The following is a 14,660-nucleotide window of genomic DNA, read 5'->3' as shown; positions in this document are numbered from 1 at the left end:
TGAGTAACAACCGGCGGCAAGGTGACGTCCGGCTCAGTCGCCGAAGCGCTCGGTGGCGACCTGCTCGCCCGCGGCCACCAGGGTGACGCTGCCCGCAGGTGAGGTCGGCGGCAGCAGCCACGGCGCCGCAGACAGGGTCAGCGGCGGGGGTGGCGCGGCGTCGTACGCGAAGGAACAGGTGACGGGCATCAGCGGGCCCGCGACGAGGTACGGCGACGTGGCTCCGACCTCGAGTCCCCCGGCGAGCAGGTCGATCACCGTGCAGGTCCAGCCGGTCCCGGCTCGGCCACCGGCCGGCACCGTGACCGGAGCGTCGAAGAGGAATACGAGCTCGATCGTCCGGGCCGGCCCGCCGAGCACCTCGGTCGTCACGGTCATCTCTGACGGGTGCGGGCCGGGTCCGTCGACGGTCGTGACGTCGACCAGCCGGACGCACGGGTCCGTGGCGCACGGGTCCGTGGGCGGCGCCACGGCGGGCGTCGGCTCGACGGTCGGCGTGGGACGGGGCGCTGCGGACTTCGGTGCGCTCGTGGGCTCGCTCGCGGGGTCGGGCTCCGACTCGACCGGCGCGGACTCGACCGGTACCGATTCGACCGGCACGGCCTCGACGGGCACGGGCGAGCGCCGGGCCGGCCGTTCAGGTGCCGGCGCCGGGTCTGCGGCGAGCGCGTCGTCCGGCTCCCCTGTCACGACATCGGCACTTGTCGGCTTGTCGGCGCGGGGCCTGCTGTCGCCGGACGACAGGGCAAAGGCCCCGGCCGCGATCGCCCCAACCACGACCGCCGCGGCAACCCCCACGGCAACCGGAGTGCTCGCGCTGGACGCACCCGAGGACGCGGCCCCGGAGGTCGCGCCGCCCGACGCGGCCGCACCGGTGGTCGCGACACCGCCAGCGCCGACGAGCCAGAACAGGCCCTTGCCGCCACCGGGCAGCACGGCCAGCAGGACGATCGGGAGGACGTAGGCGGCGAGCTTCTGGTTGACCCCGTTGACCACCACGAAGGCCTGGTTGCAGTCGGAGCAGCCGTCGATGTGGTTGCCGAACTTCTGCTCGGCGCGGGACCCGAGGTCACCGCGGGCGTACTGGCTCATCCGGGCATGCGCCCACTGGCACGCCTCCCGCGCGGGAGCCGGGCCGGCATGCAGGTCGAGGTAGGCACGCTTCAGGCCCTCGCGGGCGCGGTGGGCCAGGGAGGACACCGCGCGGGGCTGGAGGTCCATGATCGTGGCGACCTCGGCCGGCTTGCGACCCTCGACCTCGACGTGCCACAGGACGCGCTGCCAGCTCTCAGGCAGGCTCGAGAGGGCGTCGACGGCGACGGTCTCGTCGAGCCCGGCACCCATCTCCTCCGCCGGCTGCTCGGCGGCGTCGAACAGCCACGGCTGGTCGGAGACCGGCGCCTCGCGCGGAGCCCGCAGCGCGTCGCGGTAGCCGTTGCGGATCGTGACGTGCAGGTAGGACCGGAAGTTGTCGGTCGGACCGCCACCGGAGCGGAGCGCCGACAGCACGCGGGCGAAGGACTCGGCGACGAGCTCATCGGCGTGATCGGCGCTGACCAGGATGCGCGCCAGGTGGCGGGCGCCGTCGACGTACTCCCGGTAGAGCTCCTCGTAGGCGAGGCTGTCGCCGCTGCGAACGCGGTCAAGCAGCTGCTCGTCCAGCGCGCGGCGCGCGTCGTCCGCCATCAGGTCCCCCCGGATCCTGGTCGTCCGCCGCCCAGCGGCGGCGATTTCGTCGGCCTGCGTCGTTGCGAGGTCCTCGTGGATGCGCCCCGATCATGCCATTTCTCCGAATTGCACCAACTTTCGGGAAAACCGCGTGATGTTTCCGGGCCGCCTCCGTCTGGTTGAGAGCAGGCCGGAATCCCGGCCCTTTCCACAGCCCAAAACAGCGGACGGAGGCATCGATGAGCACCGTGGTCCAGCTCCGCCCCCGCGCGACCGCTCGTCGTACCGCTGCCCTTCGCAGCCGGCTGCTCGACCGCCGCCGCACCGTCGGGCCGTACCGCCACCGCCTGCTCGAGATCACCGGCGACGTGCTCGGTCGCGTCGGCCAGGTGGGGACGAACGACCTCGACGCCTGGGAGCGCCTGCTGCAATTCCTCGAGGAGCACGAGGACAACACCTTCGCCTCCCCCGCCGACGCCGCCACGGCCAACCTGGTTGCCCTGGCGCTCTTCGGCGAGGCCGGCGACCACGCGGCCCTCGCCGACCTGGCCGGTCAGCTCGGCCACGAGCGCCTCGCCCGGCTCCAGCACCGCCACGGCAGCCCGCTGGAGTCACACCCCGGACTGCCGCTGACCAGCGAAGCCGTCCGCCGCCTCGTCGCCAGCGACCTGCGCGAACGCCTGGCCGCCGACCCCCGGACCGCCGCACGGGTCGAAGCCGTCGACGACACCTGCCTGCGGGCCGCACACGCCCTGCTCAACCAGGGCACCGACCGCACCTGGACCGTCCCGGTGCTGGACTCCGTCGAGGAGCTCCTCGACATCGCCGAGCGGGGCACGATCGTCGAGTGGCGCCACCACATGGCGATGGTCACCGCACAGCCGTGGTCGCCGTACACCGGGCGGATCGTCGCGCTCGCACAGGAGGCCGGCAAGTCCCACACCGCCTCCGTCATCGCGGCTTTCGTCGACCTCTGCAGGGAACGGACGATCGCCGCCGGGCGGCCGACGTTCGAGCGCGAGGTCGACAGCCTGGTGGCGCTGGGCGACACCCGCCGCGGGAGCGGCCCCTAGATCGTCGGAGTGCCTGCGGGCGCCAGTTCCGGGGGCCTGGGGGGGCTACGGAGCGGCAGGGAACTGATCTCCATCTCGGGAGAGCTCACTCCACCCGCGGGCACTCCGGCTTCACGTCCGCACGGCCACCCGCCGACCTGAGGTCAAGTGCTGGCCGGGCGGTCAGCCTTCTCCAGGAGGGGCCGCATTCCCGAAGCGAGGGCGTAGACGCGCTCGTCGAGCCGGTTGATGTCAGCCTTCAGTTCGACGCGCAGGACTGCCATCTCGCCGCGGAGTCCACCCATCTCGTCACGGAGCTCAGTCCTCAGGCCGCCCATCTCGTCACGGAGCTCAGTCCTCAGGCCGCCCATCTCGTCACGGACCTCAGTCCTCAGGCCGCCCATCTCGTCACGGACCTCAGTCCTCAGGCCGCCCATCTCGTCACGGACCTCAGTCCTCAGGCCGCCCATCTCGCCACGGAGTCCGGAGATCTCGGTGTGCAACTCCCGCCGCAACGCGACATGGAAGCCAGTCAGTGCCGTCACCAGCACCGCCAGCGAGATCCAGGTGTCGAGGTCCAAGCCGATCACATCCTCAAGTGTGCGTCAGAAGTTGCCCTTGAGCCAGCGACGGTACGACGCGGCGCCGACACACGTCACCCGAGGCGGACAGACCTGTGGACAACCGTCGGCAGCGATTCACCGAGCAGGCGCGAGGAGCTCCACCCTGTTCCCGGCGCCATCGAAGGCGTGGCATCGCTCGTGGCCTTCGAACGTGTGCTGCGCCAGTCGGTTTCGAACCCGAGACCGCTGAGGTGACCGGCGACGGTCTCGAGCTCGTCCACTGACCCCAACAGGAACGCGGGGTGCGCCTTGCGCGCCGGGGCGAAGGGCTCCTCGACACCGACGTGGATCTCAGCGGTGGGGACTCCGCTGGCGTCGTACCACCGGAACCAACAGCCGCCACGCTTCGCCAGCTCCGCCGGTTTCGGCACCTCGGTCATGCCGAGGCCGTCGGCGTAGAAGCGGCGCGCGTCATCCTGGCCTCCGCGCTGGCAGGCGACCTGGACGTGATGGATCCTCATCCCTGCGCCCTCGCGACGACGAAGCTCCGGCGGAACGGCATCACCACGCCGCCGGCCTCGTCCGGGTAGGCCGCGCGCAGGCGCGCCCTGAACTCCTCCTCGAAGGCCGGACGCAGGTCGTCGGGCAACGCCTGCAGCGTGGGCCGGGCACCCGTGGCCGAGACCCAGGTGAAGACGGGGTCGGGGCCGGCGAGCACGTGGAGGTACGTCGTCTCCCACGCGTCGACCTCGCAACCGAGGTCGCGCAGCGCGCGCAGGTAGGTGGCGGCGTCGTGCGCGGCGATGGTGGCGGCGCCGGCCGTGTGCGCGGCGTACGGCGGCTCGGCTGCCAGCTCCTCGCGAACCGTCGTGGTGGGCTGGTCGGCGTTGCCCGGCACCTGGAAGGCCAACCAGCCGCCGGGCGCGAGCGCGGCGACGAGGGCAGCCATCAGGTCGAGGTGGCCGGGCACCCACTGCAGGGTGGCGTTGGAGACGAGCACGTCGACAGAGCCCGGCTCCACGGTCGCCAGCCAGTCCCGCAGGTCCGCCCTGTGGAAGGAGATGCGCTCGGCGGCCGGACTGTCGGTCGCCGCGCGCACCATGTCCTCACTGGAATCGATGCCGGCGACCGACGCTGACGGCCAGCGGTCAGCGAGCAGGGAGGTGAGGTTGCCCGGACCACAGCCAAGATCGACCACGACCCGCGGATCGGCGGCGTCGATGCGGGTGATCAGGTCGACGAAGGGACGGCCGCGCTCGTCGGCGTAGGTCAAGTAGCGCTGCGGGTCCCAGGCGTGGCTCACCGAGCCGCCTCCTGGCGCTCGGCGAGGTAGTCCAGGATCCGTGCGTTCACGACGTCCGGGCGTTCCACCTGGAGGAAGTGACCGGCGCCCTCGACGACCGCGACTCGGCTGCCCTCGGGAAGCCGGTCGCCGACCATCCCTGCCCAGCGGGCGTCGAGGCAGCCGTCGTCAGCCCCCTGGAGGTAGAGGATCGGCACCTTCGGACCGCCGACCCAGTCGCGCGCATGCGCCCGGTAGCGGTCCGGGAGGCTCCGGACACGCGGCTGGGCGCGGTAGTAGCCGAGCACGGCGCTCTTGCGGGCCTCGTCCGGTACGGCGGCGGCGAGGTGCATCAGGTCCTCGGTCGCGTCGAAGCCCGGGGACCAGCGCCGCCACAGGTGGTCGACGAGACGGTCGAAGGAACGCTCGGGCAGTCGCGGGAGCTGGTTGAACACGGTGTACCAGCTCAGCCCGGCCTGCCGCGGCAGCACCCGGAACCAGCGGCCGAGGTCGTCGCGGCGCGGGTTCATCACACTGAACGGCGGGACCGCCAGCGACACGACGTGGCCGAACGGGTTGGCGTCGGACGCGGCGATCCCGTTGGCCGTGATCGCGCCCCAGTCGTGCCCGACGAGCAGCGCACGGTCGTCGCCGCCGTACTCCCGATGGAGGCCGAGGACGTCGTCCATCAGCGCCGGCACGTGATAGCTGCCGTCGGTCGGGATCGAGCTCGGCGCGTAGCCGCGGGTGAACGGCGCCACCACCCGCCAGCCCGCCTCGACCAGCGCGGGCGCGAGATGGCGCCAGGTGTGGGCGGTGTCCGGGAACCCGTGCAGGAGTACGGCGAGCGGCCGGTCGTGGTCGTCGATGTCACCCCAGACGAGGCTGGTGAGGGTGACCCGGTCGAGGACTGTCGAGCGATGGTTCACGGGACGGAGCCTACGTGCCATTTATCTCGACATCAAGATTCTCGACCCGACCGCTAGGATGCCGCCATGCGGGATGAGGTCGATGAGCTGATCGAGGCGTGGGCGCGCGAGCGCAACGACCTCGACCTGGCACCCGTCGCCGTCTTCAGCCGGATCTCCCGCCTGGCGCACCACGTCGACAGGGCCCGCCGACAGGCCTTCACCGCCCACGACATCGAGCCGTGGGAGTTCGACGTGCTCGCCGCACTACGGCGGGCCGGGGCGCCGTACGAGCTGTCTCCCGGGCGACTGCTGCGCGAGACGCTGGTGACCAGCGGCACGATGACCAACCGGGTCGACCGGCTCACCACACGCGGGCTCGTCGAGCGGCACCCCGACCCCTCGGACCGCCGGGGCGTGCTGGTCCGCCTCACCCCGGAGGGCAAGGAAGCCGTCGACGGCGCGTTCACCGCGCTGCTCGACGCCGAGCGCGACCTGCTGACCGGGCTCAGTGCCAAGGACCACCAGGGGCTCGCCGACCTGCTGCGCCGGCTGCTGCTGCCGTTCGCCGGCTGACCGCTACTCGAGCAGTGCGGCGGCCTCGAGCCACTCGAGCTCGGCCGTCGCCTTGTCCTCGTGCAGAGCCGTGAGCTCGTTCGCGATCTCGGTGAGCTTCTTCGCATCGCTGGCGTTGTCGAGCAACGCCGCCGTCAGCTCGCCCTCGCGCGCACCCATCCGGGCCAGGACCTTGTCGAGCCGGGCCACGGTCTTGCGGGCGGTGCGCTCCTCGGCGGAGCCGGCGCGGGCCTTGGGAGATCTCGACACGCCGCCCTCGGCGGCTGCTCGATCACCTTGCGCCCGATCCTGATCCGTCTTTTTCGGCGACGCGGTGGTGTTCTGCGCACCACCGGCCTTGCGGCGCTCGAGGTACTCGTCCACGCCGCGCGGCAGCATCGAGACCCTACCGTCGCCGAGCAGTGCCCAGACCGAGTCGGTGACCCGCTCCAGGAAGTAGCGGTCGTGGGAGACCACGATGAGGGTGCCGGGCCAGCCGTCGAGGAAGTCCTCGAGGACGTTGAGGGTCTCGATGTCGAGGTCGTTGGTGGGCTCGTCGAGGAGCAGCACGTTCGGCTCGGTCAGCAGCAGCCGGAGCAGCTGGAAGCGTCGCCGCTCGCCGCCCGACAGGTCACCGACGCGGGCCGTGAGCCGGTCGCCGGTGAAGCCGAAGCGTTCCAGCATCGACGTCGCGGAGATCTCGCCGTCGGCCGTCTTGGTGACGCGCCGGATCGACTCGACCGTCGCGAGCACCCGGGACTCGGGGTCGTCGAACTCGACGTCCTGGGTCAGGTGCTTCAACGCGACCGTGCGGCCCTGCTTCACCTTCCCGGCCGAGGGCTTCGCAGCGCCCGCGATCAGGGACAGGACGGACGTCTTGCCCGCGCCGTTCACGCCGACCAGGCCGACGCGGTCGCCCGGGCCGAGGCGCCAGGTGGCGTCCTTGAGCAGCATGCGCTCGCCGCGCACGAAGTCGACGTCCTCGATGTCGATGACGTCCTTGCCGAGCCTCTGGGTCGCGAACTTCTGGAGCTCGAGCCGGTCCCGCGGCGGCGGTACGTCCTCGATCAGGGCGTTGGCCGCGTCGATGCGGAACTTCGGCTTCGACGTGCGCGCGGGGGCACCGCGGCGCAGCCAGGCCAGTTCCTTCTTGACGAGGTTCTGCCGGCGCTGCTCGGAGACACCGGCCTGGCGCTGCCGCTCGGCCTTGGCCAGCACGAACGCGGCGTAGCCGCCGTCGTACAGGTCGACGACACCGTCGTGGACCTCCCAGGTCTGCTGGCAGACCGCATCGAGGAACCAGCGGTCGTGGGTGACCACGACCAGCGCGGAGGACCGCCCGGCCATGTGCGCGGCGAGCCAGGCGACGGCTTCGACGTCGAGGTGGTTCGTCGGCTCGTCGAGGATGATCAGGTCGTGGTCGCCGAGCAGCAGTGCGGCCAGCGCGCAGCGGCGACGTTCGCCGCCGGACAACCCGTGGATGATGCGATCGAGCTCGACGCCCGCGAGCAGGACCTCGACGATCTCGCGGGAACGCCCGTCGGCCGCCCACTCGTGGTCCGCCATCCCACCGAGAACGACCTCGCGCACCGAATGCGTGTCGTCGAAGTCGTCGCGCTGCGTGAGGACCCCGATGAGCAGGCCGCGCTGACGCGAGACCCGGCCGGAGTCGGGCTCCTCCGTGCCGGTCATCAGGCGCAGCAGGGTCGTCTTGCCGTCACCGTTGCGGCCGACGACACCGATCCGCTCACCGGCCCCGATGCCGAGGGACACCTCGGTCAGCAGCGGGCGGACGCCGAAGGACTTCGAGACCTTCTCGAGATTGAGAAGGCTGGGCAGATCAGACATAGGTCACCACGTGGGCACCAGCGACAGGGCCGGGCGCGAGGGTGCACCGGAACCCGCGCTCGGTGAGGTCAGCAGCCGTGGCACGCGCGTCGTCGACGTCGTCGTGCAGCACGAGCAGGGTCGGGCCGGAGCCCGAGAGGAGCACGCCGGCGGGCGAGAGGCTGCGCAGCTGCACCTCGACGTCCACCAGGTCAGGCCGGAGGTCACGCGCCGCGGGCCACAGGTCGTTGGCGAGCAGGTCCCCCACGTCGTCGACATCGCCGCCGGCGAGCGCCTCGATCAGGGCTTCAGGGACGGGCGGTTCAGCAGGCGCGTCCGGGGAGAGCTCGTCGAAGTGGCGGTACGCCGCAGGTGTCGAGAGGCCCTGGTCCGAGAGCACGACGACCCACCACACCGACGTCCGGTCCGCGACCGGCTCCACCAGCTGGCCGTGACCGGTGCCGAGCGCCGTACCGCCGAGCAGGGCGAAGGGGACGTCGCTGCCGAGGGTGCCCGCGATCCGGAGCAGGTCGTCGTCGGGCGTCTGCAGGTCCCAGAGCCGGTCGAGGGCCAGCAGGGTGGCGGCGGCGTCGGCCGAGCCGCCCGCCATGCCGCCCATGACCGGGATGCCCTTGGCGATGGAGATGTGCGCGGCCAGGTCGACGCCGTGGTGCTCCACGAGGGCACGGCCGGCGCGGATGGCGATGTTCGTGTCGTCGAGCGGTACGCCGTCGACCGGCTCGGTCAGCTCGACCGACCACGCCGGGGCGTCGTACACCGTGACGTCGTCGTACAGGCCGACGGCCTGGTAGACGGTGGCGAGCGGGTGCAGGCCGTCGGGGCGCGGGGCGCCGACACCGAGGTGGAGGTTGATCTTGGCGGGCGCGCGCACGGTGACCGGCGGCAGGGAGTCGATGCGTTGCTGGCTCACTGGCCCGCCCCCTGCTGGTCGAGCGCGATCGCGACGGCGACGAACTCGTCGATCCCGAGGGACTCGCCGCGGGTGAGCGGATCGATCCCGACCGACACCAGCGCGGCCTCGGCAGCCTCCGCGCTGCCAGCGATGCCGCGGAGCACCCCGCGCAGGACCTTGCGGCGCTGCGCGAAGGCGGCATCAATGACGGCGAACACCTGCTCGCGGGTGACCTCGTCGGTCGGCGGCGCGCGGTGTGTCCAGGCCACCAGGCCCGAATCGACGTTCGGCGCCGGCCAGAAGACGTTGCGGCCGATGGCTCCGGCACGCCGCACGTCGGCGTACCAGGCGGCCTTGGCCGAAGGGACGCCGTACGTCTTGGAACCGGGAGGCGCGGCCAGCCGGTCGGCGACCTCGGACTGGACCATCACGAGGCCGTGCTCGAGCGACGGGAGCAGCTCCATCAGGTGCAACAGGACCGGGACCGAGATGTTGTACGGCAGGTTGGCGACGAGCGCCCGCGGCGCCGGGCCGGGGATCTCGGTCACGGCGAGTGCGTCGGCGAGGACCACCCGCAACCGATCGGTGTGATCGGGCGCGAAGGTCGCGATGGTCGCGGGCAGCTCGTCGGCGAGCGCCTGGTCGACCTCGATCGCGGTCACGTCGGCGCCCACGTCCAGCAGGGCCAGGGTCAGCGACCCGAGCCCGGGTCCGACCTCGAGGACGACCTCCCCGTCGACGACACCGGACTCGCGCACGATCCGACGGACCGTGTTGGCGTCGATGACGAAGTTCTGCCCGCGTTGCTTGGTGGGACGGATGTCCAGGCGCGCCGCGAGCTCCCGAACCTCCACCGGGCCCAGCAGGCGCGGTGGAGCTAGGGAGTCGGACACGACATCAGGCTATCGGTCAGCGAGGCAGACCCAGCTTCGAGGCGCAGCCGGGCCAGGCGCCGTACCCGCCGGACGCGTCGCGGACCTTCGTCGCGATCGCGATCTGGGTCTCGCGGGAGGCCTGGTGCGGGTAACCCGTGCCGCCGTTGGCCTGCCAGGTGCCGAGGTTGAACTGCAGGCCGCCGTAGTAGCCGTTGCCGGTGTTGGTGGCCCAGTTGCCGCCGGCCTCGCACTGCGCCAGGCGGTCCCAGACGCTGCTGCCGCCGGCGTAGTTGGCGGTCACGACTTCCTGGGTGCCGACCCGGACGACCTCGGCCGTGGGCTTCTTGCTCACGTCCTGCTTCACGATCTCGCGGCGCAGGACCTTGCCGTTGCGGAACACGATCTTGTAGGTGACGTCGCGGACACCGGAGATGCCCTCGGTGACGACCGTGCGCTCGCCCTTTGACATCGAGTCGTCCTCGATCTCCTTGACGGGCGCGTCGAACACCTCGTCGTCGACGCTGCGGGTCTTCACGTTGATGTCGGTGTAGACGATCTTGTCGCCGTCCTTGACCTCAGCGTCGCGCTTGGGTCGGACCTTGTCGCGCGCGTCGAGCTCGACGCCGACCTCGGCCAGCGCCTCCTCGACGGTCAGGGCGACGACATTGCGCTTGACGGCCTTCTTGCCGGCCAGCTTGAAGGTCAGCTTCTTCGACGTGACGACGTCGATCTCGGCGCCACCGCGGCTGAGGCTCATGCTGCGGCTCGTGGAGAGGCGGCTGTCGGCGTACAGGGTGCCGATCTGGGAGAGCGCGCCCTGGACGTCGGTCGCGGTCACCCAGTGGGTGCTGGTGTCGCCGTCGACGGTGAGCTCGATCGGCTTGCCGTACCGGACGGAGATCTTGTCGCCGGCCTCGATCGACTCGTCCTCGTCGGGCGACACCAGGTCGCGGTCGGTGAGATCGATGTCGGCGGACGCGAGAACGTCCTCGACCGTGTCACCGAACGTGGAGACAGTGCGCTCCTTGCCGTCGACAGAAAGCGTGACCTCGGTGGTCATCGACGCATAGCCGACGGTCACCGCGGAAACCGCGACCAACACCGCGATGACTGTCGCGACGAGGGCGACCCGGCTGTGGGTCAGCTTCTGGATGAGCGCCTTGGCGCTCAGGGCAAGGGTGGGGTGCGCAAGCTGCACGACTCTCCGATGTTCGAGCTCCCCGGGCCTCGGTCAACCAGTCCGATCCGATCCGCCGCGCCGTGGTGCGGCAGGGCCTGATCCCGTGAGAACTGGTCGAGATTTTGCTTCCGATCCCGGCCTTCTGACATCAACGAGAACAGGAGCAAGCACCCCGATGCAAACCCGCGGGGCCTCTTTCGCGCTCAGGGAGTGACCTGTTTCACCCGCAAATCGCCACTCTGGTCCCACCCGTCACACGACCTTGCTAACTCCAGCTAGCACGCGCGGTGCTACCTTCGGCCATGGACGTCGGCACGATCGCAGCCCTGTGGCGCTACCCCGTGAAGTCGATGGGGGGTGAGACGGTCGACGCGTCGTACGTCGACGAGCGGGCCCTGCACGCCGACCGGATGTGGGCCGTGCGCGACCTCGAGCTCGGTGCGGTGACCACCGCGCGCCGTCTCCCCGCACTCCTGGGCTGCACGGCCCGTTTCGTCGAGGAGCCGCCCACAGGCACCGGCCCCGGCGACGTGGCGCACGTCGTCGTCACGTTCCCTGACGGCACCGAGGTCACGAGCACCGACGCCGACGCGATGGACGCACGGCTGAGCGAGCTGACGGGGAAACGGGTCGCGCTCGTCCCGCTCCCGGCGCTGCACGACAAGGCGGCGTACCGCGGCGTGCTGGCGAGCAAGAAGGACATCCGGCAACAGTTCGGGCTCGCCGACGACGAACCGCTACCGGACTACTCCATGTTCTCGCTCAAGATGCTGGCTGAGCTCGCGATCTACGCCACCCCGGTCGGGATCTTCGCCGACGCCTACCCGCTGCACGTCGTGACGACCTCCAGCCTGCGCACCATGGCCGCCCACGGCGGCGACTTCGACGTACGACGGTTCCGCCCCAACATCGTCATCGACAGCCCGCTGGACGGACTGGCCGAGCAGGAGTGGATCGGCGGCACGCTGCACGCCGGCGGGCTGAGCACCCGGGTCGAGGTGCCCACCATCCGGTGCACGGTGCCGTTGCGCGAGCAGGTCGGGGTACCGGCCGATCCTGCCGTGATGAAGTCGGTGTCGACCTACGGCCAGCGCTGGTTCGGCGTGTACGCCGACGTAGCGACCGCTGGCACGGTGCGCGTCGGCGACCCGGTCAACCTGGATCCGCCGGCCAGCCACGGCGCCGTCGCAGCGACCTTCGGCCGGATGGCCGAACGGGTCAAGCGCAACACGGTCAAGACGGGCAACCGACTCCTGCCGCGCTGATCACCAGGTCCCGCCGAAAGCTCGCTCGGTGTTGGCGTCGATGGCTGCACACAGCTCCCCCAGGTCCTCGCCGCGCTCGGCCGCCATCGCGCGGAGCGTCACCGGGACGAGGTACGACGCGTTGGTCCGGCCGCGGTAGGGCGTCGGGGTCAGGAAGGGCGCATCGGTCTCCACCAGCACCCGGTCGAGCGGGGCCAGCCGCAGCGCCTCGCGGAGCGGTTCGGCGTTCTTGAAGGTCACCGTCCCGGCGAAGGACAGGTGCGCGCCCCGGTCGAGGCACTCACGAGCGAAGTCGGCGTCGCCGGAGAAGCAGTGCATCACCCAGCGCTCGGGCGCCCCCTCGCTGTCGAGGACCGCCAGGACGTCGTCGTGGGTGTCGCGGTCGTGGATGACCAGGGTCTTGTCGAGCCGCTTGGCGATGTCGATGTGACGACGGAAGGACTCGACCTGCACCGCGCGGCCCTCCTCCCCCGTGCGGAAGGCGTCGAGACCGGTCTCCCCGACGGCGCGCACCTTGTCGTGCGTCGCGGCAAGCGTCTCGATCTCGGCCCAGGCCGCTTCCAGCGCGGCGCGGCCACCCTGCTCGAGGATCCGCGGCGCCTCGTTCGGGTGCAGGGCGACGCCGGCGACCAGCGCAGGGTGCTCCGCGGCAGCGGCCACCGCCCACCGGGCGCCCGGCAGGTCGCAGCCGATCTGCACGATCCGGGTGACGCCGACGGCTGCGGCAGCGGCGATCGCCTCCGCGGCGTCCCACGGCTCCCCGTCCCGACCGATGTCGAGGTGGCAGTGGTTGTCGACGACCGGGTGCGGGAGCGGTTCCGGGACCGGGGGACGTTCGTCGTTCATGAGGCCCGCACCTGGGCGAGGATCGCCTCCGCCAGGGCCTCGGGCGCCTGGGTCGGGATCCAGTGCGAGACACCGGCCAGCTCGACGAACCGGAAGGGGGCATCGACCCACTTCTCGGCGTTCTCCGGACCCCAGCGCGCCACGGCGGTGTCCTGGTCGCTCCACACCATGGTCGTCGGCACGGTCACCCGGGCGCGCATCGCCCGCGGATCGCCGAGCGGCATGGCGCGGTACCAGTTCAGGGCGGTGGGGAGCGCACCGTCGTCCAGGATCTCGCGGTGGAAGTGGGCGACGTCGTCCTCGGTCATCCCGAAGGCCACCATCTGCCGGGTCGCGCGGGCGCTGCGGACGCCCATGATCCGCTCGGGCAGGAACGGCAGCTGGAAGGCCAGCATGTACCAGGACCTCAGCAGCTGGGTCGAGCGCACCATCGCGGTGACGAACGCCTGCGGGTGCGGCACGGACACGGCGGTCAGTGACAGCACGCGGTCCGGACGGTGTCCGGCCAGCAGCCACGCCGGAACGGCGCCCCAGTCGTGGCCGACCAGGTGCACCCGACCGGCGGGGGCCACGGCATCCACCAGCGCCAGGACGTCAGCAGCCAGCTCCGTCGCGCGGTAGTCACGCCGACGGGGCGGCCGGGCGCGTGGCGAGTAGCCACGCTGGTCGAGCGCCAGGGTGCGGTAGCCCTCCGCGTGGAGCAACGGGGCCACCCGACGCCAGGCGCTCGCCCGATCGGGGAAGCCGTGCAGCAGCACGATCGGCACCCCGTCGACCGGCCCGCCGTCGACCACGTCGAGGACGAGGCCGTCGCGTTCGACCGCCGTGATCCGCTCGGTCCCACGCAGGTCACTCATCGACGTGCACCACCTGGTAGACCTCGCGCTTCGGCAGCCCAGCCTGTACGGCGATCGCCGCGATCGCGTCCTTGCGTCGCATCCCTGTTGCCTCGAGATCGGCGACGGCTGCGCGCAGGCTGTCGGGATCGGTGGCGATGCCGGCACCCGGCACGACACCGGCGACCACGATGGTGATCTCGCCGCGGATCCCCTCGTTGGCCCAGTCGACGAGATCGGCGAGCGGGCCGCGTCGTACCTCTTCGTAGGTCTTGGTGAGCTCACGGCAGACCGCCGCCGGACGGTCGGGGCCGAACGCGTCGCGCATGGCCTCGAGGGCGGCGACCGTGCGATGCGGCGCCTCGAAGTAGACGAGGGTGCGCTGCTCGGACGCGACCTCAGCGAGGCGACGCGAGCGCTCGCCCGCCTTGCGCGGCAGGAAGCCCTCGAAGCAGAACCGGTCCACGGGGAGCCCGGAGACGGCGAGCGCGGTCAGCACGGCGGACGGTCCGGGCACGGCGGTCACCCGGATCCCGGCCTCGACCGCGGCCGCGACGAGCCGGTAGCCGGGGTCGGAGACGCTCGGCATGCCCGCGTCGGTCACCAGCACCACGCGCTCGCCCGCCACCAGTGCGTCGACGAGCGTCGGGGTGCGGGCGGCCTCGTTGCCCTCGAAGTAGGACACGACGCGGCCGCTGAGCTCGATGCCGAGGTCGGAGACCAGGCGACGCAGGCGGCGGGTGTCCTCGGCAGCGATGACGTCGGCGCCGGCCAGCTCGGCAGCCAGCCGTGGGGGTGCGTCACCGACCTGCCCGATCGGGGTGCCTGCCAGCACGAGGACTCCGGTCACGGCTCGATCATGTCAGGACGGGCGTCTCGATACGCCCTCG

At 71.5% G+C, this 14,660-nt stretch carries 15 protein-coding genes; 3 read left to right on the top strand and 12 right to left on the bottom strand.

The window, feature by feature from the left end:
- Nucleotides 1-33: 33 nt before the first annotated feature.
- Nucleotides 34-1,686: a sigma-70 family RNA polymerase sigma factor gene (locus ASD84_RS17420; protein WP_056713167.1), complete on the bottom strand. Its 1,653-nt coding sequence runs from the start codon at nt 1,684-1,686 to the stop codon at nt 34-36.
- A 221-nt stretch (nt 1,687-1,907) separates the two neighbouring features.
- Here ASD84_RS17420 and ASD84_RS17415 point away from each other — a divergent pair, with 221 nt between their 5' ends.
- Nucleotides 1,908-2,741 (top strand): hypothetical protein, encoded by an 834-nt coding sequence (locus ASD84_RS17415; protein WP_056713165.1) that lies wholly within the window; start codon nt 1,908-1,910, stop codon nt 2,739-2,741.
- 143 nt (nt 2,742-2,884) lie between these two features.
- Here ASD84_RS17415 and ASD84_RS17410 read toward each other — a convergent pair whose 3' ends face one another.
- The 4 genes from ASD84_RS17410 to ASD84_RS17395 all read right to left on the bottom strand — a co-directional run bounded on the left by ASD84_RS17410 (nt 2,885) and on the right by ASD84_RS17395 (nt 5,494).
- Nucleotides 2,885-3,310 (bottom strand): hypothetical protein, encoded by a 426-nt coding sequence (locus tag ASD84_RS17410; protein WP_056713163.1) that lies wholly within the window; start codon nt 3,308-3,310, stop codon nt 2,885-2,887.
- Between the two features lie 65 nt (nt 3,311-3,375).
- Nucleotides 3,376-3,804 (bottom strand): VOC family protein, encoded by a 429-nt coding sequence (locus ASD84_RS17405; protein ID WP_235531157.1) that lies wholly within the window; start codon nt 3,802-3,804, stop codon nt 3,376-3,378.
- Nucleotides 3,801-4,586: a methyltransferase domain-containing protein gene (locus ASD84_RS17400; RefSeq protein WP_056713161.1), complete on the bottom strand. Its 786-nt coding sequence runs from the start codon at nt 4,584-4,586 to the stop codon at nt 3,801-3,803. Before ASD84_RS17400 ends, ASD84_RS17405 begins: the two co-directional genes overlap by 4 nt.
- The gene (locus tag ASD84_RS17395; protein WP_200954626.1) at nt 4,583-5,494 is read right to left on the bottom strand and encodes an alpha/beta fold hydrolase; all 912 of its coding nucleotides are present in this window, start codon (nt 5,492-5,494) and stop codon (nt 4,583-4,585) included. Before ASD84_RS17395 ends, ASD84_RS17400 begins: the two co-directional genes overlap by 4 nt.
- Nucleotides 5,495-5,560: 66 nt before the next feature.
- Here ASD84_RS17395 and ASD84_RS17390 point away from each other — a divergent pair, with 66 nt between their 5' ends.
- Nucleotides 5,561-6,049 (top strand): MarR family winged helix-turn-helix transcriptional regulator, encoded by a 489-nt coding sequence (locus ASD84_RS17390; protein ID WP_056713156.1) that lies wholly within the window; start codon nt 5,561-5,563, stop codon nt 6,047-6,049.
- A 3-nt stretch (nt 6,050-6,052) separates the two neighbouring features.
- Here the strand turns inward: ASD84_RS17390 and ASD84_RS17385 are convergent, their stop codons facing one another.
- From ASD84_RS17385 to ASD84_RS26115, 4 genes are read right to left on the bottom strand one after another with little or no spacing between them, the layout of a single operon-like run.
- Nucleotides 6,053-7,876 carry an ABC-F family ATP-binding cassette domain-containing protein gene (locus ASD84_RS17385; protein ID WP_056713154.1) on the bottom strand — a complete coding sequence of 608 codons (1,824 nt, stop codon included), beginning with the start codon at nt 7,874-7,876 and terminating at the stop codon, nt 6,053-6,055.
- Nucleotides 7,869-8,786 (bottom strand): 4-(cytidine 5'-diphospho)-2-C-methyl-D-erythritol kinase, encoded by a 918-nt coding sequence (locus ASD84_RS17380; RefSeq protein ID WP_235531156.1) that lies wholly within the window; start codon nt 8,784-8,786, stop codon nt 7,869-7,871. Before ASD84_RS17380 ends, ASD84_RS17385 begins: the two co-directional genes overlap by 8 nt.
- A complete protein-coding gene (gene rsmA / locus ASD84_RS17375) occupies nt 8,783-9,661 on the bottom strand; it encodes a 16S rRNA (adenine(1518)-N(6)/adenine(1519)-N(6))-dimethyltransferase RsmA (protein ID WP_056713152.1) in 879 nt (292 codons plus the stop codon). The genes ASD84_RS17380 and rsmA overlap by 4 nt, the downstream gene beginning before the upstream one ends.
- A gap of 16 nt (nt 9,662-9,677) precedes the next feature.
- Entirely contained in the window at nt 9,678-10,841 is a 1,164-nt protein-coding gene (locus tag ASD84_RS26115; RefSeq protein ID WP_156392067.1) for a transglycosylase family protein, read from the bottom strand.
- Nucleotides 10,842-11,125: 284 nt separating this feature from the next.
- Here ASD84_RS26115 and ASD84_RS17365 point away from each other — a divergent pair, with 284 nt between their 5' ends.
- A complete protein-coding gene (locus ASD84_RS17365; protein WP_056713150.1) occupies nt 11,126-12,088 on the top strand; it encodes an MOSC domain-containing protein in 963 nt (320 codons plus the stop codon).
- On the opposite strand, the gene ASD84_RS17360 is transcribed toward ASD84_RS17365, so the two are convergent.
- The 3 genes from ASD84_RS17360 to rsmI are packed head-to-tail and all read right to left on the bottom strand — an operon-like array spanning nt 12,089 to nt 14,620.
- Nucleotides 12,089-12,934 (bottom strand): TatD family hydrolase, encoded by an 846-nt coding sequence (locus ASD84_RS17360; protein ID WP_056713148.1) that lies wholly within the window; start codon nt 12,932-12,934, stop codon nt 12,089-12,091. It lies immediately after the preceding gene.
- Nucleotides 12,931-13,791 carry an alpha/beta fold hydrolase gene (locus ASD84_RS17355; RefSeq protein ID WP_056713146.1) on the bottom strand — a complete coding sequence of 287 codons (861 nt, stop codon included), beginning with the start codon at nt 13,789-13,791 and terminating at the stop codon, nt 12,931-12,933. The genes ASD84_RS17360 and ASD84_RS17355 overlap by 4 nt, the downstream gene beginning before the upstream one ends.
- Nucleotides 13,784-14,620 (bottom strand): 16S rRNA (cytidine(1402)-2'-O)-methyltransferase, encoded by an 837-nt coding sequence (rsmI, locus tag ASD84_RS17350; protein WP_056713144.1) that lies wholly within the window; start codon nt 14,618-14,620, stop codon nt 13,784-13,786. Before rsmI ends, ASD84_RS17355 begins: the two co-directional genes overlap by 8 nt.
- Nucleotides 14,621-14,660 lie beyond the last annotated feature (40 nt).

The organism is Nocardioides sp. Root682, assembly GCF_001427795.1.
In the GTDB taxonomy this organism is placed as follows: Bacteria; Actinomycetota; Actinomycetes; order Propionibacteriales; family Nocardioidaceae; genus Nocardioides.
The sequence above is the reverse complement of the archived record's forward strand: the minus strand, read 5'-3'. Positions and strand labels throughout refer to the sequence as shown.